An 18,809-nucleotide genomic window follows, 5' to 3' on the forward strand; every position below is an offset into this window, starting at 1 on the left:
CGTCTCCGGGCTTTTTTCGTGGGGGCGCTGCCCCCACACCCCCGGGATATTTCCGGCAAGAGGAAGCATCAGGCCGGCTCCAGGCTGGCCCTTGCCTGGTCGAGAAGCCGCGCGGCCTCGGAGCCCTGCAGCCTGGCGATGTCGTCCTGGTATTTCAGGATCGCGCCCAGCGTGTCGGCGATCACCTCGGGGCTGAGGTCGATGGCGTCGAGCGCCAGCAGGCATTTCGCCCAGTCGATGGTTTCGGCCACGCCGGGTTTCTTGAACAGGTCCTCGGTGCGCAATTGCTGCACGAAGGCGACCACCTCACGGCTGAGGGCCGCGGCGGCCTCGGGGGCGCGGGCGTGCAGGATCGCCATTTCGCGGTCGAAATCGGGGTAGTCGACCCAGTGATAGAGGCAGCGGCGCTTCAGCGCGTCATGCACCTCGCGGGTGCGGTTCGAGGTCACGATCACGACCGGCGGTTCCGGTGCGGCGATCGTGCCGAGTTCGGGGATGGTGACCTGGAAATCGGACAGCGCCTCGAGCAGGAATGCCTCGAACGGTTCGTCGGTGCGGTCCAGTTCGTCGATCAGCAGCACCGGCGCGCCGCGGTCGTCGGGGCGCATCGCCTGCAGCAGCGGGCGTTCGATCAGGTAGTCGGGTCCGAACAATTCGCGCTGCAGCGCGTCGCGGTCGGCGCCGCCGCCGGCCTCGGCGGTGCGAATCGCCACCATCTGCGCCGGGAAGTTCCATTCGTAGACCGCCGAGGACGCGTCGAGCCCCTCGTAGCATTGCAGGCGGATCAGGCGGCGATTCAGCCCGGCGGCCAGCGCCTTGGCGATCTCGGTCTTGCCCACCCCGGCCTCGCCCTCGAGAAACAGCGGCCGGCCCAACGTCAGCGACAGGTAGACCACGGTGCCCAGCGCCCGGCCGCAGACATAGCCCTGCGCGCCCAGCATCTCCTGCACGGCGTCGATCGAGTTCGGTATCTGCATGTGGCCTCCCTTTCGGGCATAACAACTCATGCGACGGCCACGGCGTCAAGCGCGGCGGCGGCGTTGACGCTGCGCCGGCCCCCGTGGCATCAGGGTGGCCGGCAAGCCGGTGAAGGACGACATGCAGAGCACCATGCGCACCCGCGCGCGGGATCTGGACGGATAGGGCGGGATGCGCAGTCTCGCCGTGCTGACCGTCCGCAACGAGGCGGCGTTCCTGCTGGAATGGCTGGCCCATCACCGCGCCTGCGGGTTCACCGGGTTCCTGGTGTTTTCGAACGATTGCCAGGACGGCACCGACGCCATGCTGGACCGGTTGCAGGCGATGGGCTGGCTGACCCATTGCCGCAATGACGGCCCCTATGACGAACGCGGCATCCAGTTCACCGCGCTGAATGGCGCCGCGCGGCTGGAGCCGGTGCGCAAGGCCGACTGGATCGCGGTGCTCGACATCGACGAGTTCGTCAACATCCATGCCGGCGACCGAACCCTGCCCGCCCTGCTGGGCGCGCTACCCGGGGCGACCGCGATCACGCTGACCTGGCGGCTGTTCGGCAATGACGGGATCGCCGCCCATGAGGACATGCCGGTCACCGACAGGTTCACGGCCTGCGCGCCATCCGTGATCCACTGGCCCTGGCGCGCGGCGATGTTCAAGACGCTCTACCGCAACGACGGCACCTACCGGAAGCTCGGGGTGCACCGCCCCCGCAGCCCCGACCCCGACCGGGTGGCGCAGGCGCGCTGGTTCGACGGCGCCGGGCGGCGGCTGGGCCCCGGTTTCGCAAGACAGCGGGTGTATTCCGATTATGGACAGGACAATTTCGCGCTGGTGCAGCTGAACCACTACCCGCTGGGCGCGATGGACAGCTATGTGCTCAAGGCCGATCGCGGGCGCGTCAACCGCGACGGCGCCCTGGGCATGGATTACTGGGTCGAGCGCAATTACTGCAGCGACACCGACACCTCGATTGCGGCGCTGCGGCCGCGGCGCGATGCGCTGCTCGCCGAACTGAGGGACGATCCGGTCCTGGGCGAGTTGCACCGGCAGGCGGTGGCGTGGCGGCAGGCCCGGTTCCGGAGGCTGATGGAGGACGAACCCAATCGCGCGCTTTATGCCCGGCTGCTGATGACGCCGCCCGCGCGGCCGCTGACACCGGCGCAGGCGCGGCAGATGATCGACCATGCCCGGCGCGGGATGGCGAAGGCCGGCGGCTGAGCGCCCCTCTGGCCCGCCCCGCCCGCCTGTGCTAGCGGAGGCGCATGAGTGACACGCTGACCATCCGCCGCCCCGACGACTGGCATCTGCACCTGCGCGACGGCGCCATGCTGCGGGCCGTCCTGCCGGAAACCGCCCGGCATTTCGCCCGCGCGATCATCATGCCCAACCTGGTGCCGCCGGTGGTGACCGGCGATCAGGCCGCCGCCTATCGCGACCGCATCCTTGCCGCGCTGCCCGACGGCATGGCGTTCGAGCCGCTGATGACGCTCTACCTGACCGAAGAGACCGACCCCGACGATGTGGCCGCGGCCCATGCCTCGGGGCTGGTGAAGGCGGTAAAGCTCTACCCGGCGGGCGCGACCACCAATTCGGCCAGCGGCGTGCGCGATTTCGACAAGGTGCGCGGCGTGCTCGACCGGATGGCCGCGATCGGCCTGCCGCTCTGCGTGCATGGCGAGGTCACCGACCCCGAGATCGACATCTTCGACCGCGAATCGGTGTTCATCGACCGCGTGCTGGACCCGGTCCGCCGCGCCACGCCGGGGCTGCGGGTGGTGATGGAACATATCACCACCGCCGGGGCCGCCGATTATGTGCGCGCCCATGACAGCGATCTGGGCGCCACCATCACCACGCATCACCTGGTCATCAACCGCAACCACATCCTGGTTGGCGGAATCAAGCCGCATTACTACTGCCTGCCGGTGGCCAAGCGCGACGAACACCGCAAGGCGCTGGTCGCGGCGGCGGTATCGGGCGACGCCCGGTTCTTTCTCGGCACCGACAGCGCCCCGCATACGGATGCCAACAAGGAAACCGCCTGCGGCTGCGCCGGCTGTTTCACCGCACCCAACACGATGTCGGTGCTGGCCGAGCTGTTCGACCGCAACGGCGCGCTGGACCGGCTCGAAGGGTTCGCATCGCGCCACGGCCCGGCCTTCTATGGCCTGCCGGTGAACGAAAACACGTTGACCCTGCGCCGGGGCGATCCCGTCAGCTATCCTGCCGCGATCGACGCCGGCGACGGCCCGGTCACGGTGTTCGACCCCGGCTTTGCGCTGCACTGGCGGGTCGAGCCATGATCCAACTGGCCCTTGCGGGCGTCATCTGGCAAGGACAGCCCGCGACGGCCTGACCGAGCCCCCGACCGGAGACCCGACATGATCCCCTCTTCCTACCCGTCCGCGCAGGACATGGCGCAGATCACCGCGCGGATGCTGCTGGAAATCGGCGCGGTGCATTTCAACGCGCGCGAGCCGTTCACGCTGGCCTCGGGCCTGCCCAGCCCGACCTATATCGACTGCCGCAAGCTGATCTCGTATCCGCGCATCCGGTCGACGTTGATGGATTTTCTCACCGTGACCGTGATGCGGAACGCGGGCTTCGAGGCGTTCGACAACATCGCCGGCGGCGAAACCGCGGGCATTCCCTTTGCCGCGCTGGTGGCCGAACGCATGGGCCTGCCGATGACCTATGTGCGCAAGAAACCCAAGGGCTACGGCCGAAACGCCCGGATCGAGGGCGTGATGACCGAAGGCCAGCGGGCGCTGCTGGTCGAGGACCTGACCACCGATGGCGGATCGAAGCTGTCCTTTGTCGATGCGATTCGCGACACCGGGGCCAGCTGCGCCCATACCGCCGTGATCTTCTATTACGGGATCTTCCCGGAAACCGAAAAAACGCTGGGCGATCACGGGGTCACGCTGCATCACCTGTGCACCTGGCATGACGTGCTGGCCGAAGCGCGGAGGATGGACGCTTTCGACGCCGAAACGCTGGCCGAGGTCGAGGCGTTCCTGAATGCCCCCCGCGCCTGGCAGGACGCCCGGCAGGGCGGCCAAGCCCCTACAACATAAAGACAATCCCAGGCAGCGAGCCACAATACCTTGCGGCTCGCCACTTGTTCACACGTTATCCACATCGTTATACCATTTGCCCGGGGCCGCGCCTTGGGGTATCAGGTTGGCCTCAGAAGCAAGACCACGAACAGACGTGGCGGGGGCAGGACGCATGAATGAAATCGCAGGGCTAAAGACGCAGGGCGCGGAACCGCAGGGCGGCGATACGATGCCGCATTCGGTCGAGGCAGAACAACAGCTGCTCGGCGCGCTTCTGACCAACAACGACGTGTTCGACCGGGTCGCCGACGTGATCGGCCCGCAACATTTCTATGACCCGGTTCACGCCCGCATCTTCGAGATCGCCAGCGCCCGCATCGCCCGCAACCAGCTGGCCTCGCCAGTGACGCTCAAGGCGTTCATGGAGGATGACGAGGGGCTCAAGGCGCTGGGGGGACCGTCCTATCTCGCCCGGCTGGCGGGTGCCGCGATTTCGGCCTTTGCCGCGCGCGACTATGCGCAGATGATCTATGATCACGCGATCCGGCGCGAACTGATCGGTCTCGGCCGCGACATCTCGGAGAAAGCCGCGCGGGTCGCCGTGACCAGCGAACCGCGCGACCAGATCATCGAGGCCGAACAGCAGCTTTACAAGCTGTCGGAACAGGGCAAGACCGAAAGCGGGTTCCAGAGCTTCCTCAAGGCCGTCACCGACGCGGTGAACGTAGCCAATGCCGCCTATCAGCGCGATGGCGGGCTGGCCGGCCTGTCCACCGGGCTGACCGACATGGACAAGAAACTGGGCGGGCTGCACCGGTCCGATCTGCTGATCCTCGCCGGGCGCCCGTCGATGGGCAAGACCTCGCTGGCCACCAACATCGCCTTCAACATCGCCAAGGCCTATCGTCGCGGCAAGCTGACGGACGGCTCCGAGGGCGCCGTGGACGGCGGCGTCGTGGGATTCTATTCGCTGGAAATGAGCGCCGAGCAGCTCGCCGCGCGGATCCTGTCGGAAGCCGCCGAGGTGCCCTCGGAACAGATCCGCAAGGGCGACATGACCGAGACCGAATTCCGCCGCTTCGTCGATGCGGCCAAGGCGCTCGAGGCCTGCCCGCTCTATATCGACGACACGCCCGCGCTGCCGATCAGCCAGCTGGCCGCGCGCGCCCGGCGGCTGAAACGCACCCACGGGCTGGATTGCCTGATCATCGACTACCTGCAACTGGTGCGCCCCGCCACCGCCAAGGACAGCCGGGTGAACGAGGTGTCGGAGATCACGCAGGGCCTCAAGGCCATCGCCAAGGAGCTCGACATTCCCGTGATCGCGCTGTCGCAGCTGTCGCGCCAGGTCGAATCCCGCGAGGACAAGCGCCCGCAGCTGTCGGACCTGCGCGAATCCGGGTCGATCGAACAGGATGCCGACGTGGTGATGTTCGTGTTCCGCGAGGAATACTATGTCGAACGCGAAAAGCCCTCGGACGACAAGCTCGAGGAGATCGCCGCCTGGCAGCAGCGCATGGAAGCCCTGCACGGCAAGGCCGAGGTGATCATCGGCAAGCAGCGGCACGGCCCCATCGGCTCGGTCGAGCTGTCCTTTGAGGGCCGGTTCACCCGGTTCGGCAACCTGGTGAAGCCCTGGCAGCAATCGGGGGACGCCGAATTCTGACCGGCCACGCCGCGCCGATTGCCCCCGTTTGCCCGCCATTGCCGCCCTTTGCCACCGTTTGCCGCCCCGTTTGCCCTTGACGCCCCGCGCGGGGCTGGCATGAACGGCCCATGACCCGCGCCGTCCTGACCATCGACCTTGCCGCCCTCGTCGCCAACTGGCGCGCCCTTGATGCCATGACCGCCGGCGAAACCGGCGCCGTGGTCAAGGCGGATGCCTATGGGCTGGGCGTCGACCGGGTTGCCCCGGCGCTGGCGGCGGCGGGCGCCCGGCAGTTCTTTGTCGCGCTGGCCGACGAAGGCGCGGCGGTGCGGCGCGCCCTCGGCCCCGGCCCGCGCATTTCGGTGTTTTCGGGACATATGGCCGGCGATGCGGCAACGCTGCGCGACCATGACCTGGTGCCGGTGCTGAATTCGCCCGAACAGATGCGCCGCCACGCCGAGGCGCTGCCCGGTCATGCCTTTGGCATCCAGCTCGACACCGGCATGAACCGGCTGGGGCTGGAACCCGTCGACTGGGCCGCCCTGCGGGTCGAGGCGCTGGCCCGGAGCCCGACGCTGGTGATGTCGCACCTGGCCTGCGCCGACGAACCGGACCACCCGATGAATGCCCGGCAACTGGCCGCGTTCCGGGCGATGACCGACGGCACCGGCCTGCCGCGTGCGCTATCGGCCACCGGGGGCATCCTGCTGGGGCGCGACTATCATTTCGACCTCTGCCGGCCGGGTGTCGGGCTTTATGGCGGGATGCCCTTTGCTGATGCCGCGCCCGTGGTCGGGCTGACCCTGCCGGTGGTCCAGACCCGCGATGTCGCCATCGGCGAAACCGTCGGCTATTCGAACAGCTGGACGGCGGCGCGGCCGTCGCGCATCGCCACGGTGGCGGCGGGCTATGCCGACGGGCTGATCCGGGCGATGGGCGCATCCGCGCGCCTGTTCGCCGGGGCCACGCCCTGCCCGGTTGTCGGACGGGTTTCGATGGACCTGATCACGGTCGACGTGACTGACCTGGCGGAAGACCCCGAAACGCTGACGATCCTCGGTGCGCAGCAGGGCGTCGATGTTCTGGCCAGCGCCGCGGGCACCATCGGATACGAGATCCTGACCGCGCTGGGGCGGCGCTATGAAAGGCGCTACACGGCATGAGGCTGCTATCCCCTCTCGGCCATCTCGGCCGCTCGGTGCTGATGTTTCTGGCCGCGGTGGGGCGGGTGGCCCTGTTCGCAGCGGATGCGATCACCCATGTCCTGCGGCCGCCCTGGTATCCGCGCGAATTGCTGCTGTCGCTGATGAATATCGGCTGGCTGTCGCTGCCGGTGGTGGGGCTGACCGCGATCTTTACCGGCGGCGCGCTGGCGCTGCAGATCTATGCCGGCGGCGCGCGGTTCAACGCCGAGGCGGTGGTGCCGCAGATCGTCGCCATCGGCATGGTCCGCGAACTGGGCCCGGTGCTGGTCGGGCTGATGATCGCCGCCCGCGTCACCTCGTCCATCGCGGCGGAAATCGCGACCATGAAGGTGACGGAACAGATCGACGCGCTGGTGACGCTCTCGACCCACCCGATGAAATACCTGGTGGTGCCACGGGTGGTCGCGGCCCTGATCACCGTGCCGCTGCTGGTGGCGCTGGGCGACGTGATCGGGATCGCGGGCGGCTATACGGTGGCGGTGCAGAACCTGGGCTTCAACCCCGCGGCGTATTTGCAGAACACGGTGGATTTCCTCGAAATGCGCGACATCGTGTCGAGCCTCGTCAAGGGCGCGGTCTTTGGCCTGATCGCGGCGGTGATGGGCTGTTTCTACGGCATGAATTCGGGCCGGGGCGCCCAGGGCGTCGGTCGTGCCACCAAGACCAGCGTCGAGGCCGCCGCGGTCCTGATCCTGGCCGCCAACTTCCTGCTCACGGGGGTGTTCTTCTCGCTATGATCCGGATGGAGAACGTCGCCAAGTCCTTCGGGGACAACCAGGTGCTGCGCGGGATGAACCTGCACATCCCTAAGGGCACGTCGATGGTCATCATCGGCGGGTCCGGGACCGGCAAATCGGTGGCGCTGAAATGTATCCTGGGCCTGATCGAACCCGACGCGGGCCGCATCCTCGTCGATGGTCGCCCGGCCGATGCGGGCGACCGCGACCGGTTCCTGGCCCGGTTCGGGATGCTGTTCCAGGGCGGCGCGCTGTTCGATTCGCTGCCGGTGTGGCAGAACGTGGCGTTCCGGCTGCTGCGCGGGTCGCTGAAACGCCCGGCCCACGAGGCCCGCGAGATCGCGATCGAGAAACTGCGCCGTGTCGGCCTGCGGGCCAAGGTGGCCGACCTGTTCCCCGCCGAACTGTCCGGCGGGATGCAGAAACGCGTGGGCCTGGCCCGCGCCATCGCAGCCGAACCCGAGATCATCTTCTTCGACGAACCGACCACCGGGCTCGATCCGATCATGTCCGGTGTCATCAACGAACTGATCCGCGAAATCGTCACCGAAATGGGCGCCACCGCGATGACCATCACCCACGACATGTCCTCGGTCCGCGCGATCGCCGACAATGTCGCGATGCTGCATGACGGGGTGATCCAGTGGACCGGGCCGGTCTCCGAGATGGACAACTCGGGCGATCCCTATCTCGACCAGTTCATCCACGGCCGCGCCGAAGGTCCGATCGAAGCGGTGCGCTGAGGCGGCCGTCAGCCGGCCGCCAGATAGGCCAGTGCCTTTTCACGAACATCGTCGGGCACGGTTTCAGCCCTACGGCTCTCGAGATTCAGCAATACGCATTTGAATACCGTCTCAAAGGCCACCTTGCGATCCGCGGCGCGGATCAGCCGGTGCCGAAACGTCATCGACTTGCCTCCGATCTCGAGGATTTCGGTTTCCATGGAAATCGCATCGCCCGCTGTCAGTTCGGCGAGGAAATCGCTCTCGGCGCGGACCACGGCAAAGGACAGGCGGCGCCCCGACCTCATATCGTCGGCCGTCAGGCCGAGTTCGCCTTGAACCGCGAAGACCGCGTCGGAACACGCGAAAAAATAGCGCGAGACATTCATATGCCCCAGAAAGTCGCAGCTCGACGGATCGACCACCGAGCGGAATGATAGAAACCCCATTGTCTTCTCCCCCATCAAAGGCTTTACCGGGCCGTATCATGAAACCGGTTGTGCACTCACCGACCCGCGCGGGACCCAGGCCCGCATGATCCTGCGTCTCGTCAATCTCTCGCTGCTCGTCCTGTTCCCGGTCGCATGGACGGCGCCGCTGCTGCGGGCCGGGTTGCTGCCGTTCTTTGGCGGCAGCGAGATCACCGTTCTGAGCGGGCTGGCCGAGCTCTGGCAGGTCGATCCGGCGCTCGCGGCACTGGTCGCGCTGTTCGCGCTCTTTGCCCCCTATGCCAAGACCCTGTCGCTGATGGGGGTGCAGTTCGGATGGCTCACCGCCCGCGCGATGCCGGTGGTGAAGGTCATGGGCCGGCTGGCGATGGCCGACATCTTTCTGATCGCGCTCTACATCCTCGCCGCCAAGGGCGTGGGCGTCGGCTATGTGGAAACCGCCTGGGGGCTGTGGCTGTTCACCGGCTGCGTGCTGACCTCGCTGGCGGTCACCTACCTGACCCCGCTGCGGAACTGAGAGCCCCTCACCGGATCAGTCCGCACAGACCGACGATCCGATCATCAGCAACAGACGCAGAACCTTGGCCAGCGTTCCGCCCCAGACCGGGATCGCCTCGACCACGGGCAGGATCTTCTGCACCCAGGGCTTGATCTTGTTGAACTGTTCGCACAGCTCGGCCTTGCTGGGCAGCGCCTCGGATTCCAGCCCGGTCAGTTCCCTGTCGATCTCGGTGATGGCGTCCATGAATTCCGCGTCGGTTGTCATATCTGTCTCCTGCAAATGAAATCGGTTGAAAAAGGGTCCGGACCGTCCCTCGGGCCCGGCGCCAGGATACCACAGCGCCCCTGTTTCACCAACATAGGCCACGGGCGCGCGCGCGGGGGCTTGAGCCACCGCGCCCGCTGCGGCAGAACCCTGTCATGGGCAAAGCAAGAACCGTTTTCACCTGCGCGGAATGCGGCGCATCCTTTTCCAAGTGGTCGGGCCGCTGCGAAAGCTGCGGCGCGTGGAACACCATCGCCGAAGAGGCGCCGCTGGCCACCGGGCCGGCGGGCAAATCGCTGGGCGCGAGACGGGGTGCCGCGGTGCCGCTGACCGATCTGGCCAGCGACGAGGCCCCGCCCCCCCGCGCGGCATCGGGCATGGCCGAACTGGACCGGGTGCTGGGCGGCGGGCTGGTGCCCGGCTCGGCGGTACTGGTGGGGGGCGATCCGGGCATCGGCAAATCGACCCTGCTGCTGCAGGCCGCGGCGCGGTTCGCGCAGGGCGGGCTGCCGACCGTCTATGTCTCGGGCGAAGAGGCCAGCGCGCAGGTGCGGATGCGGGCGCGGCGGCTGGGGCTGGCCGACGCGCCGGTGAAACTCGCCGCCGACACCAACCTGCGCGACATCCTGACCACGCTGGAAGGCGAACGCCCCGGCCTGGTCATCATCGATTCGATCCAGACCATGTGGGCCGATCACGTCGACAGCGCGCCGGGCAGCGTGGCGCAGGTGCGCGCCGCCGCCCATGAACTGACCGTGTTCGCCAAGCGGCGCGGCATCTCGGTGATCATGGTCGGCCACGTCACCAAGGACGGCCAGATCGCGGGGCCGCGCGTGGTCGAACACATGGTCGACACGGTGCTGTATTTCGAAGGCGAGCGCGGCCACCAGTTCCGCATCCTGCGCAGCGTCAAGAACCGGTTCGGCCCCGCCGACGAAATCGGCGTGTTCGAGATGACCGGCGGCGGGCTGGCCGAGGTGGCCAACCCCTCGGCGCTGTTTCTGGGCGAACGCGGCACGCCGTCGCCCGGATCGGTGGTCTTTGCCGGGATCGAGGGCACGCGCCCGGTGCTGGTCGAGTTGCAGGCGCTGGTGGCGCCCAGCCCCCATTCGCAGCCGCGCCGCGCCGTGGTGGGCTGGGATTCGGGACGGCTGGCGATGATCCTCGCCGTGCTCGAGGCGCGCTGCGGCATCCCCTTTGCCGGGCTCGACGTCTATCTCAACGTCGCCGGCGGGCTGAAGATATCCGAACCCGCTGCGGATCTGGCGGTCGCGGCGGCGTTGCTGAGCGCACGCGAGGACGCCGCGCTGCCGCCGGAAACGGTGGTTTTCGGCGAAATCAGCCTCTCCGGGGCCTTGCGACCGGCGACGCAGACCGAAAACAGGTTGAAAGAAGCGCAAAAACTTGGTTTCACGACGGCTATTGCCCCCGCCGGGGGCAGGACCGGGGCCGCAGGCAGGCTGTCACTGACCCGACATGCCGATCTGGCGGGGTTCGTTGGCGAAACCTTCGGGGCCGGTTAGAGTCGCGCGGAACAGGGAACGCAGGCGGGAACATGGACGGATTCACCATCATCGATGCGGTCGTGGCCGTTGTCATCGTGCTGTCGGCACTGCTGGCCTATTCGCGGGGGTTCGTGCGCGAAGCCATGGCCATCGCCGGCTGGGTCGCCGCCGCCATCCTGGCCTTTGTCTTTGCCCCCCAGGTCGAACCGCTGGTCCGCGAGATCCCGATGCTGGGCGACCTCATCGCCGAGAGCTGCGAACTGGGCATCATCGCCGCCTTTGCCGCCGTCTTTGCCGTCGCGCTGATCGTGGTCGGGGTGTTTACCCCGCTGTTTTCGACCCTGGTGCAGCGGTCCGCCATGGGCGGCGTCGACCAGGGCGTGGGGTTCCTGTTCGGGGTTCTGCGCGGCATCCTGCTGGTTGCGATCGCCTTTTTCGTCTACGATACCGTGGTCAGCACCGATGCCATCACCATCATCGACGAAAGCCGGTCCGCGCAGGTGTTCGACCGGCTCACCGGGCGGATCGAGGAACGCGACCCGGAACAGGCACTGGGCTGGATCACCCGCCAATACGAGGACCTGGTCGGCGCCTGTTCGCAGTAATGCCGGCCGCCCCGCATGTCGCCTGACGGGCCGCGCGGCGGCCTGTTCGTCGTTCGCTTGTAGCACTGTATGAACAGCCGGGCGGGACCGGATCAGGCTTCCAGTTCCGCATCCCAGTAGAGAAAGTCCATCCAGCTGTCATGCAGGTGGTTGGGCGGGAACTTGCGGCCGATATTGCGCAGTTCCTCGGCGCCGGGCTGGCGCGGCGGGCGGCGCAGCGACATGCCGGCGCGATGCAGGCTGCGCGAGCCTTTTCTGAGATTGCAGGGCGCACAGGCGGCGACCACGTTCTGCCAACTGGTCACCCCGCCCGCCGCACGCGGCACCACATGATCAAAGGTCAGGTCTCCGCGCGAGCCGCAATACTGGCAGCGGAATTCGTCCCTCAGAAAAAGATTGAAGCGCGTAAAGGCCACGCGCTTCCTGGGTTTCACATAGTCTTTCAGGACGACGACCGAGGGGATCCTGATCTCGGTCGACGGACTTCGGACAACCGTGTCGTATTCGGCCACGATCGCCACCCGGTCCAGCCAGGCGGCCTTGATCGCCTCCTGCCAGGACCACAGTGACAGCGGATAGTAGGAGAGCGGGCGGTAATCCGCGTTCAGCACCAGCGCCGGGTGGTGTTTCAGTGCCCCCGGTTCGCGCACGAATTCGGTTCTGAAATCGCCATCCATCATTGAACTTCGTCTCCGCCCTGCCTGCCCGTTGCCCGGCACCAGGGCGGGGAACCCCGCCCCAGCTTATCCACAACTATATATCGTGGTTTGATCGTGACAAGTATGGAATTCCCACAACATCTCGCCGCTGTGATAGGCGCGTTCGGTAACAGATGCGTGACGGTTCCGCGCCGCCTGGATGACGCGTGGTTGCGCCGCACCGCCGGCGCGGGTTAAGGGCGCGCATGGCCCGGCTGATCCGTTTCAACAAACCCTTCGGCGTGCTGCCCCAGTTCACCGATCGCGGGCTCGCCGGCAGCACGCGCCCGACACTGTCGGATTTCATCGACATCCCGCGCGTCTATCCCGCCGGCCGGCTCGACCGCGACAGCGAGGGGCTGATGCTGCTGACCGACGACGGGCGGTTGCAGGCCAGGATCAGCGATCCGCGCCACAAGATGCCGAAAACCTACCTGGTGCAGATCGAGGGCCTGCCCGATGACGCCGCGCTGGACGCGCTGCGCCGGGGGGTGACGCTCAGGGACGGCCCGACCCGCCCGGCCGGGGTCCGGCGGATCGGCACGCCGGCAGGGCTCTGGCCGCGGGTGCCGCCGATCCGCGTGCGTCAATCGGTGCCGGATTGCTGGATCGAGCTGACGATCTCGGAAGGCCGCAACCGCCAGGTGCGCCGGATGACCGCCGCCGTGGGCCACCCGACCCTGCGGCTGATCCGCTGGCGCATCGGCCCGTGGTCGGCCGAGGGGCTGGCGCCCGGCTCGTGGGAGGACGTGCCGCCCCCCAGAGCAACTCCCTGAGCTGCCCCCTGAGCCGACCCCCTGACAAGCCCGCCCGGCGCTGATAGCCTGCGGCCATGACCGACCTGCCCGCTGCCCCGCGCCCCGCCGCCATTCTCGAAGCGGCGATCTATGTCGACGATCTCGACGCCGCCGAGGCCTTCTATGGCGGGCTGATCGGGCTGGAGAGGATCCAGCGCGCCGGCGACCGTCATGTGTTCTTTCGCGTCGGCGCCGGGGTGCTGCTGGTCTTTGACCCCGCGCGCAGCGAGATCCCCACGGGCAACCCGAAACTGCCGGTCCCGCCCCACGGCACGCGCGGGCCGGGGCATGTCTGTCTTGCGCTGGATCGCGCCGCCATCGACACGATGGGCGCGCGGCTGGCAGCGGCAGGTGTAGAAACCGAAGCCCGGTTCGACTGGCCCAACGGGGCGCTGTCGCTCTATGTGCGCGACCCGGCCGGAAACTCGGTCGAGTTCGCGGAGCCCTGGCTCTGGGAATGATCGCCGGGACCGGCTCAGAACCCCAGCTTGTCGCGCAGGAACGCGAGCGCCACGCCCAGGCCGTCGGGCGCGATACCGTGGCCCGTCCCTTTCATCACATGGGCGAACACGTCCTGGAAACCGGCCTGCTGCAGCGCCTCGGCCGCCTCGGGCAGCGATTGCGGCGGCACCACGTCATCGGCATCGCCATGCACCAGCAGCACCGGCATCCGCGACACCGTTTCATCGGCCAGCGTTTCCGGCGACAGCACCCGCCCGGAGATCGCCACGATCCCCGCGACCGGGTCTTCGCGGCGCGGGGCGACATAGAGGCTCATCATCGTGCCCTGGCTGAACCCGAACAGGGCCACCTGTTCCGGCAGCACGTCCTCGTCCACCATCAGCGCATCGAGAAACGCGTTGAGATCGTCCACCGCCGCGGCCATGCCGCGCATCGCCTCTTCCTCGGACGACCCGTCGATCCACGGGATCGGGAACCACTGGTAGCCGGAGGGCATGCCGGGGATGGTCTCGGGTGCATCCGGCGCCACGAACAGCGTATCGGGCAGGTGTTCGCCCAGCGCATCCGCGATCCCCAGCAGGTCCGCCCCGTTGGCGCCATAGCCGTGCAGGAACACCACCACCGATTTCGTTTCGCCCGATTGCGGCCCCTTGCGGCCCGCGTTCAGCACCCGTGTCATAGCTGTCCCCGCCTGTTTTTGCGCATCGTTGTCCTTCGCCCTCTGCCATGGGCGGCCCCAACGGGCAAGCGGGGATTGGCGCATCGCCCCGGCGCGAACCGCCGAGACGGTCGCTATCGCGCGATGCCCTCGCGGTCGGTCAGCACCCGGTAATAGGCCCAGAGCAGCCGCGCCGCGACCGACCGCCACGGCGCCCAGTCCTCGGCCATCGCCCGCAGGGCGCGTTCGCGCGGACGTTCCGGCAGATCGAACAGGGCGCGGGCCGCCTCCTGCAAGGCCAGGTCGCCGGGTGCGAAGACATCCGCGCGCCCGAGGCTGAACATGGCATAGATCTCGGCCGTCCAGACCCCGATGCCGGGCACCTCGGTCAGCCGCGCCACCACCGCCTCGGTCGGCATCGCGCGCAGGGCATCGAAATCGATCCGCGCCGCGGCCAGTTCGCGGGCATATCGGATCTTCTGCCGGCTCAGTCCGACCGCGCGCAGGTCGTCGTCGCTGGCCCACATGATCTTGCGCGGCCCGGTCAGCCGCGCCGTCTTCATCCGGGTCCAGATCGCACCGGCCGAGGCGGTGGATACCTGCTGGCTGACGATGGCCGACAGCAGGGGCGCGAACCCGTCGGGACGACGGCGCAGCGGCAGCGGGCCGGTTTTGCGCAGCGCGGCGGCCAGGCGCGCGTCGCGGGCGGCCAGCCACGCCGCGCCCTCGGCGACGCAGGCCGGGGTTTCGATGATGCGCCCGATACCGGGCGCGGGCTGGGACGGGGCGGACATGAGCGGACCATAGGATGCGTGACGCGCGGGGCAACCCCGCTTGTGCGTCCCCGCGATCCCGTCTAAGGCGACAGTATGACGGACCAGGCCGCCCAGTTCAGCGACAGCAGCCGCGCCCGCCGCAACGTGGCGGTGCTGGTGGCCGCGCAGGCGTTCCTGGGTTCGCAGATGCCGATGATATTCACCATCGGCGGGCTGGCCGGGCAGTCGCTGGCCAGCAATGCCTGCCTCGCCACGCTGCCGATTTCCCTGATCGTCCTCGGCTCGATGCTGAGCGCCACGCCGATCTCGGCGATCATGCAGAGATGGGGGCGCCGGACCGGGTTCCTGCTGGGCGCGACCGGGGGCGCCGCGGGCGGTGTGGTGGGCGCTCTCGGCCTCTACCACGGATCGTTCACCCTGTTCCTGCTGGGCAGTTTCCTGACCGGCATCTACATGAGCGCACAGGGGTTCTACCGTTTCGCCGCCGCCGACACCGCATCAGATACGTTCCGGCCCAAGGCGATTTCCTATGTGATGGCCGGCGGGCTGCTGTCGGCGGTGCTGGGTCCGCAGATCGTCAAGGCCACCTCGCAGGCCTTCGTGATCCCGTTTCTGGGCACCTACATGGCGGTGATCGCGGTCAACGTGATCGGCGCGGCGCTGTTCTTCCTGCTCGACATCCCGAAACCGCCGCCGGTCACCGCCGACAGCCCGCGCGGGCGCACGCGGTGGGAACTGATCACCACGCCGCGCATCGCGGTGGCGGTGATCTGCGCGATGGTGTCCTACGCCCTGATGAACCTGGTCATGACCTCGACCCCGCTCGCGGTGGTCGGCTGCGGGTTTTCCGAAGGCGTCGCGGCGGATATCGTCACCGCGCATGTGCTGGCCATGTTCGCGCCGTCCTTTTTCACCGGCCACCTGATCGCCCGGTTCGGGGTGGAACGCATCGTCGCCGCCGGGCTGCTGATCCTTGCCTGCGCCGGGGCCGTGGCGATGGCGGGCGTCGAATTGTCCAATTTCTTCGTCGCCCTCGTGCTGCTCGGGCTGGGCTGGAATTTCGGGTTCATCGGCGCCACCACGATGCTCGCGGGCGCCCATGAGCCCCACGAACGCGGACGGATGCAGGGGCTGAACGACCTGATCGTGTTCGGCGGCGTGACGGTGGCGTCGCTGGCCTCGGGCGGCCTGATGAACTGTTCCGGCGGGTCTCCGACCGAAGGCTGGACCGCCGTCAACATGGCGATGGCACCGGCGCTGATGCTGGCGGGCGGCGCGCTGATCTGGCTGGTGCTGCGGCCGGAGGACCCGGCCGCCCAACGCTGACCCTTACCAACGGCCGCTGGCGGCCCGTAGCATCAGCGACAGGCGGCGGCGCGCTTCGCTGAGCCCAAGCGCACCACGCGCCACGCGTTCAGGCTCGCGCTCGGCCTGGCGCAGGATATCGCCGGCCTGCCAGCCCGACAGCAGCGCCGGGGCCGCCTCGGGCGATACCCGCGCCCGCGCCGCCCGCGCCCGCGCCAGCCGGTCCGACGCCTGCGCCGCCAGCGCCCGCACGCCATCCGGCGTCCCGTCCAGCAACGGTATCCGTCCCCGCGCCTCGAGCGCGGGTATCGCCCGCAGCCAGCCCGCCACCCCGGCGGCATAAGCAAAATCGCGCACCACGGTTTCATCCGCATCGCCCAGGCCCCGCGCCGCGGCCCAGAGCAGCGTGCCCGATGTCTGGTCGAGATACGCCTCGAAATCTGCGGCATCCCCGAACGGATCGCGGTAGATATCCCAGCGCCGCGCCGCCACGGCCGCATCCAGCGCGCGGGCCAGGCCGGGCGGCAGCGCGTCGGCCAGCGGCGTGACCACCTCGTGGCGGCGCACGCCCGCGCCGGCGGCGATTTCTTCCAGCGCGTCGCGCCACCATTGCAGGCGCATTTCGGCAATCATCGGCTCGGCGGTGACCCAGGGCGCACGCGCCACCTCGACATTGAACGCCCAGAGCGGGAACAGCACCCGCCGCGTCGCCACCGGGGCGGCCATCGTGGCCAGGAACCGGTCCGGATCGGCGCGCCGGACCAGCGCCGCGCAGGCGTTGAGATCAGGGGTGAACGTCACGGACGAGCTTCCAGCGGATCGCGTCCAGAAGCGCCTCGAAGGACGCATCGACGATGTTGGCGCTGACCCCGACCGTCGACCAGCGCCGGCCCTTGCCATCCTCGCTGTCGATGATCACGCGGGTTACCGCCTCGGTGCCGCCCTGGGTGATCCGCACCTTGAAATCGACCAGCCGCATATCCGCCAGGATCGCGGAATAGCGGCCCAGATCCTTGGCCAGCGCCTTGGACAGCGCGTTGACGGGGCCGCGGTCGCTGCCGGTGTCATCCAGCGATTCCGACACCGACAGCTTCTTCTCGCCATCGACCTTCACCACCACGACCGCCTCGGACAGGCTGACCATGCGGTCATACTTGTTCTTGCGCCGCTCGACCGTGACCTTGTAGCGCTTGACCTCGAAATACTCGGGCAGCTGCCCCAGTTCCTGCCGGGCCAGCAATTCGAAACTCGCCTGCGCGGTGTCATAGCTGTAGCCCTCGTCCTCGCGGGTCTTGATCCGGTCGAGGATCCGCGCCAGCGCCGGGTCGCCGGGTTCGGTCTCCAACCCCGCCTCAGCCAGGCGTTTGCGCAGGTTCGACTGCCCGGCCTGGTTCGACATCGGCACGATACGTTCGTTGCCGACCAGCTTCGGGTCCTCGTGTTCATAGGTGCCTGGGTCCTTCAGGATCGCGCTGGCATGCAGCCCCGCCTTGTGGGCAAAGGCGCTGGCACCCACATAGGGGGCCTGTTTCACCGGCACCCGGTTGAGAATGTCATCGAGCATCCGGCTGGTCCGGGTCAGCCCCCTCAGCGCCTCGGCGGTCACGCCGGTCTGATACGCGCTGGCATAGGGTTCCTTCAGCAGCAGCGTCGGGATCAGCGAGGTCAGGTTGGCATTGCCGCAGCGTTCGCCCAGCCCGTTCAGCGTGCCCTGCACCTGCCGCGCGCCCGCATCGACGGCGGCCAGCGCACAGGCCACCGCCTGTTCGGTATCGTTATGGGTATGGATGCCCAGCCGGTCGCCGGGAATGCCGGCGGCGATGGTTGCGGCGGTGATGCGCCCGACCTCGGCCGGCAGCGCCCCGCCATTGGTATCGCACAGCACCACCCAACGCGCGCCCGCCTCCAGCGCGGCGCGGCAACAGGCCAGCGCGTAATCCGGGTTCGCCTTGTAGCCGTCAAAGAAATGCTCGGCATCGAACAGCGCCTCGCGGCCCTGCGCGACCAGATGCGCGACCGATGCGCGGATATTGTCCAGGTTTTCGTCGAGCGTGATGCCCAGCGCCGCCTCGACATGGTAATCATGGCTCTTGCCGACCAGGCAGACCGCCTGCGTGCCCGCATTCGTCACCGCGGCCAGAACCTCGTCATTCGCCGCCGACCGGCCCGCCCGCTTGGTCATGCCAAAAGCCGTCAGCCGCGCCCGTGTCTGCGGCGCGACATCGAAAAACGCGCTGTCGGTGGGATTGGCGCCGGGCCAGCCGCCCTCGATGTAGTCAACCCCCAGCGCGTCCAGCGCGGTGGCGATCTGGGCCTTTTCGGCGGTCGAGAACTGCACCCCCTGCGTCTGCTGCCCGTCGCGCAGGGTGGTGTCGTAGAGGTAGAGGCGTTCGCGGGTCACGATTTCAACCCCTCTTCCTCTTGCCCGAAATATCCTCG

The 18,809-nt window shown here is 68.1% G+C and carries 21 protein-coding genes; 13 read left to right on the forward strand and 8 right to left on the reverse strand.

Features of this window, described 5'->3' with window-relative positions; translation table 11 throughout:
- Nucleotides 1–68 precede the first annotated feature (68 nt).
- Nucleotides 69–977, reverse strand: coding sequence for an AAA family ATPase (locus C6Y53_RS04650; RefSeq protein WP_106471370.1), 909 nt, complete (start codon nucleotides 975–977; stop codon nucleotides 69–71).
- Nucleotides 978–1,149: 172 nt separating this feature from the next.
- Between C6Y53_RS04650 and C6Y53_RS04655 the strand changes: the two genes are divergently transcribed.
- The 7 genes from C6Y53_RS04655 to C6Y53_RS04685 all read left to right on the forward strand — a co-directional run bounded on the left by C6Y53_RS04655 (nucleotide 1,150) and on the right by C6Y53_RS04685 (nucleotide 8,370).
- Nucleotides 1,150–2,196, forward strand: a complete 1,047-nt coding sequence (locus C6Y53_RS04655; protein WP_106471371.1) for a glycosyltransferase family 2 protein — start codon at nucleotides 1,150–1,152, stop codon at nucleotides 2,194–2,196.
- A gap of 44 nt (nucleotides 2,197–2,240) precedes the next feature.
- Nucleotides 2,241–3,281: a dihydroorotase gene (pyrC, locus tag C6Y53_RS04660; protein WP_106471372.1), complete on the forward strand. Its 1,041-nt coding sequence runs from the start codon at nucleotides 2,241–2,243 to the stop codon at nucleotides 3,279–3,281.
- 78 nt (nucleotides 3,282–3,359) lie between these two features.
- On the forward strand, nucleotides 3,360–4,055 hold the full coding sequence (locus C6Y53_RS04665) for an orotate phosphoribosyltransferase (protein ID WP_106471373.1): 696 nt from the start codon (nucleotides 3,360–3,362) through the stop codon (nucleotides 4,053–4,055).
- A gap of 154 nt (nucleotides 4,056–4,209) precedes the next feature.
- Nucleotides 4,210–5,703: a replicative DNA helicase gene (locus C6Y53_RS04670; RefSeq protein ID WP_106471374.1), complete on the forward strand. Its 1,494-nt coding sequence runs from the start codon at nucleotides 4,210–4,212 to the stop codon at nucleotides 5,701–5,703.
- 110 nt (nucleotides 5,704–5,813) lie between these two features.
- On the forward strand, nucleotides 5,814–6,848 hold the full coding sequence (gene alr, locus C6Y53_RS04675; protein ID WP_106471375.1) for an alanine racemase: 1,035 nt from the start codon (nucleotides 5,814–5,816) through the stop codon (nucleotides 6,846–6,848).
- Nucleotides 6,845–7,627 carry an MlaE family ABC transporter permease gene (locus C6Y53_RS04680; RefSeq protein ID WP_106471376.1) on the forward strand — a complete coding sequence of 261 codons (783 nt, stop codon included), beginning with the start codon at nucleotides 6,845–6,847 and terminating at the stop codon, nucleotides 7,625–7,627. Before alr ends, C6Y53_RS04680 begins: the two co-directional genes overlap by 4 nt.
- Nucleotides 7,624–8,370, forward strand: coding sequence for an ABC transporter ATP-binding protein (locus C6Y53_RS04685; protein WP_106471377.1), 747 nt, complete (start codon nucleotides 7,624–7,626; stop codon nucleotides 8,368–8,370). The genes C6Y53_RS04680 and C6Y53_RS04685 overlap by 4 nt, the downstream gene beginning before the upstream one ends.
- Nucleotides 8,371–8,378: 8 nt before the next feature.
- Here the strand turns inward: C6Y53_RS04685 and C6Y53_RS04690 are convergent, their stop codons facing one another.
- On the reverse strand, nucleotides 8,379–8,798 hold the full coding sequence (locus C6Y53_RS04690) for an acyl-CoA thioesterase (RefSeq protein WP_211299456.1): 420 nt from the start codon (nucleotides 8,796–8,798) through the stop codon (nucleotides 8,379–8,381).
- Between the two features lie 85 nt (nucleotides 8,799–8,883).
- Here C6Y53_RS04690 and C6Y53_RS04695 point away from each other — a divergent pair, with 85 nt between their 5' ends.
- Nucleotides 8,884–9,315, forward strand: a complete 432-nt coding sequence (locus C6Y53_RS04695) for a paraquat-inducible protein A (protein ID WP_106471379.1) — start codon at nucleotides 8,884–8,886, stop codon at nucleotides 9,313–9,315.
- Between the two features lie 15 nt (nucleotides 9,316–9,330).
- Here C6Y53_RS04695 and C6Y53_RS04700 read toward each other — a convergent pair whose 3' ends face one another.
- A complete protein-coding gene (locus tag C6Y53_RS04700) occupies nucleotides 9,331–9,564 on the reverse strand; it encodes a hypothetical protein (RefSeq protein WP_106471380.1) in 234 nt (77 codons plus the stop codon).
- A gap of 155 nt (nucleotides 9,565–9,719) precedes the next feature.
- On the opposite strand from C6Y53_RS04700, the gene radA reads away from it, so the two are divergent.
- Both radA and C6Y53_RS04710 read left to right on the forward strand, forming a co-directional pair.
- Nucleotides 9,720–11,087 (forward strand): DNA repair protein RadA, encoded by a 1,368-nt coding sequence (gene radA / locus C6Y53_RS04705; RefSeq protein WP_106471381.1) that lies wholly within the window; start codon nucleotides 9,720–9,722, stop codon nucleotides 11,085–11,087.
- A 32-nt stretch (nucleotides 11,088–11,119) separates the two neighbouring features.
- A complete protein-coding gene (locus C6Y53_RS04710) occupies nucleotides 11,120–11,674 on the forward strand; it encodes a CvpA family protein (RefSeq protein ID WP_106471382.1) in 555 nt (184 codons plus the stop codon).
- Nucleotides 11,675–11,766: 92 nt separating this feature from the next.
- Here the strand turns inward: C6Y53_RS04710 and C6Y53_RS04715 are convergent, their stop codons facing one another.
- Entirely contained in the window at nucleotides 11,767–12,351 is a 585-nt protein-coding gene (locus C6Y53_RS04715; RefSeq protein WP_106471383.1) for an HNH endonuclease, read from the reverse strand.
- Between the two features lie 227 nt (nucleotides 12,352–12,578).
- On the opposite strand from C6Y53_RS04715, the gene C6Y53_RS04720 reads away from it, so the two are divergent.
- Nucleotides 12,579–13,148: a pseudouridine synthase gene (locus tag C6Y53_RS04720; RefSeq protein ID WP_106471384.1), complete on the forward strand. Its 570-nt coding sequence runs from the start codon at nucleotides 12,579–12,581 to the stop codon at nucleotides 13,146–13,148.
- A 56-nt stretch (nucleotides 13,149–13,204) separates the two neighbouring features.
- Nucleotides 13,205–13,630 carry a VOC family protein gene (locus C6Y53_RS04725; protein WP_106471385.1) on the forward strand — a complete coding sequence of 142 codons (426 nt, stop codon included), beginning with the start codon at nucleotides 13,205–13,207 and terminating at the stop codon, nucleotides 13,628–13,630.
- Between the two features lie 14 nt (nucleotides 13,631–13,644).
- Here C6Y53_RS04725 and C6Y53_RS04730 read toward each other — a convergent pair whose 3' ends face one another.
- Nucleotides 13,645–14,310 carry an alpha/beta hydrolase gene (locus C6Y53_RS04730; RefSeq protein ID WP_106471386.1) on the reverse strand — a complete coding sequence of 222 codons (666 nt, stop codon included), beginning with the start codon at nucleotides 14,308–14,310 and terminating at the stop codon, nucleotides 13,645–13,647.
- Nucleotides 14,311–14,423: 113 nt separating this feature from the next.
- Nucleotides 14,424–15,083, reverse strand: coding sequence for a DNA-3-methyladenine glycosylase family protein (locus C6Y53_RS04735; protein WP_106471387.1), 660 nt, complete (start codon nucleotides 15,081–15,083; stop codon nucleotides 14,424–14,426).
- A 75-nt stretch (nucleotides 15,084–15,158) separates the two neighbouring features.
- Here C6Y53_RS04735 and C6Y53_RS04740 point away from each other — a divergent pair, with 75 nt between their 5' ends.
- Entirely contained in the window at nucleotides 15,159–16,391 is a 1,233-nt protein-coding gene (locus C6Y53_RS04740; protein WP_106471388.1) for an MFS transporter, read from the forward strand.
- 3 nt (nucleotides 16,392–16,394) lie between these two features.
- On the opposite strand, the gene C6Y53_RS04745 is transcribed toward C6Y53_RS04740, so the two are convergent.
- Nucleotides 16,395–17,171: a squalene/phytoene synthase family protein gene (locus C6Y53_RS04745; RefSeq protein ID WP_244614940.1), complete on the reverse strand. Its 777-nt coding sequence runs from the start codon at nucleotides 17,169–17,171 to the stop codon at nucleotides 16,395–16,397.
- On the reverse strand, nucleotides 17,155–18,771 hold the full coding sequence (cimA, locus tag C6Y53_RS04750) for a citramalate synthase (RefSeq protein ID WP_106471390.1): 1,617 nt from the start codon (nucleotides 18,769–18,771) through the stop codon (nucleotides 17,155–17,157). Before cimA ends, C6Y53_RS04745 begins: the two co-directional genes overlap by 17 nt.
- Between the last annotated feature and the right edge of the window lie 38 nt (nucleotides 18,772–18,809).

Origin of the sequence: Pukyongiella litopenaei (genome assembly GCF_003008555.2) — a bacterium.
GTDB lineage: Bacteria > Pseudomonadota > Alphaproteobacteria > Rhodobacterales > Rhodobacteraceae > Pukyongiella > Pukyongiella litopenaei.

Coding starts and splice junctions, on each gene's coding strand:
- C6Y53_RS04650 (WP_106471370.1), bottom strand. CDS start 977: ATGCAGATACCGAACTCGATCGACGCCGTGCAGGAGATGCTGGGCGCG.
- C6Y53_RS04655 (WP_106471371.1), top strand. CDS start 1,150: ATGCGCAGTCTCGCCGTGCTGACCGTCCGCAACGAGGCGGCGTTCCTG.
- pyrC (WP_106471372.1), top strand. CDS start 2,241: ATGAGTGACACGCTGACCATCCGCCGCCCCGACGACTGGCATCTGCAC.
- C6Y53_RS04665 (WP_106471373.1), top strand. CDS start 3,360: ATGATCCCCTCTTCCTACCCGTCCGCGCAGGACATGGCGCAGATCACC.
- C6Y53_RS04670 (WP_106471374.1), top strand. CDS start 4,210: ATGAATGAAATCGCAGGGCTAAAGACGCAGGGCGCGGAACCGCAGGGC.
- alr (WP_106471375.1), top strand. CDS start 5,814: ATGACCCGCGCCGTCCTGACCATCGACCTTGCCGCCCTCGTCGCCAAC.
- C6Y53_RS04680 (WP_106471376.1), top strand. CDS start 6,845: ATGAGGCTGCTATCCCCTCTCGGCCATCTCGGCCGCTCGGTGCTGATG.
- C6Y53_RS04685 (WP_106471377.1), top strand. CDS start 7,624: ATGATCCGGATGGAGAACGTCGCCAAGTCCTTCGGGGACAACCAGGTG.
- C6Y53_RS04690 (WP_211299456.1), bottom strand. CDS start 8,798: ATGGGGTTTCTATCATTCCGCTCGGTGGTCGATCCGTCGAGCTGCGAC.
- C6Y53_RS04695 (WP_106471379.1), top strand. CDS start 8,884: ATGATCCTGCGTCTCGTCAATCTCTCGCTGCTCGTCCTGTTCCCGGTC.
- C6Y53_RS04700 (WP_106471380.1), bottom strand. CDS start 9,564: ATGACAACCGACGCGGAATTCATGGACGCCATCACCGAGATCGACAGG.
- radA (WP_106471381.1), top strand. CDS start 9,720: ATGGGCAAAGCAAGAACCGTTTTCACCTGCGCGGAATGCGGCGCATCC.
- C6Y53_RS04710 (WP_106471382.1), top strand. CDS start 11,120: ATGGACGGATTCACCATCATCGATGCGGTCGTGGCCGTTGTCATCGTG.
- C6Y53_RS04715 (WP_106471383.1), bottom strand. CDS start 12,351: ATGGATGGCGATTTCAGAACCGAATTCGTGCGCGAACCGGGGGCACTG.
- C6Y53_RS04720 (WP_106471384.1), top strand. CDS start 12,579: ATGGCCCGGCTGATCCGTTTCAACAAACCCTTCGGCGTGCTGCCCCAG.
- C6Y53_RS04725 (WP_106471385.1), top strand. CDS start 13,205: ATGACCGACCTGCCCGCTGCCCCGCGCCCCGCCGCCATTCTCGAAGCG.
- C6Y53_RS04730 (WP_106471386.1), bottom strand. CDS start 14,310: ATGACACGGGTGCTGAACGCGGGCCGCAAGGGGCCGCAATCGGGCGAA.
- C6Y53_RS04735 (WP_106471387.1), bottom strand. CDS start 15,083: ATGTCCGCCCCGTCCCAGCCCGCGCCCGGTATCGGGCGCATCATCGAA.
- C6Y53_RS04740 (WP_106471388.1), top strand. CDS start 15,159: ATGACGGACCAGGCCGCCCAGTTCAGCGACAGCAGCCGCGCCCGCCGC.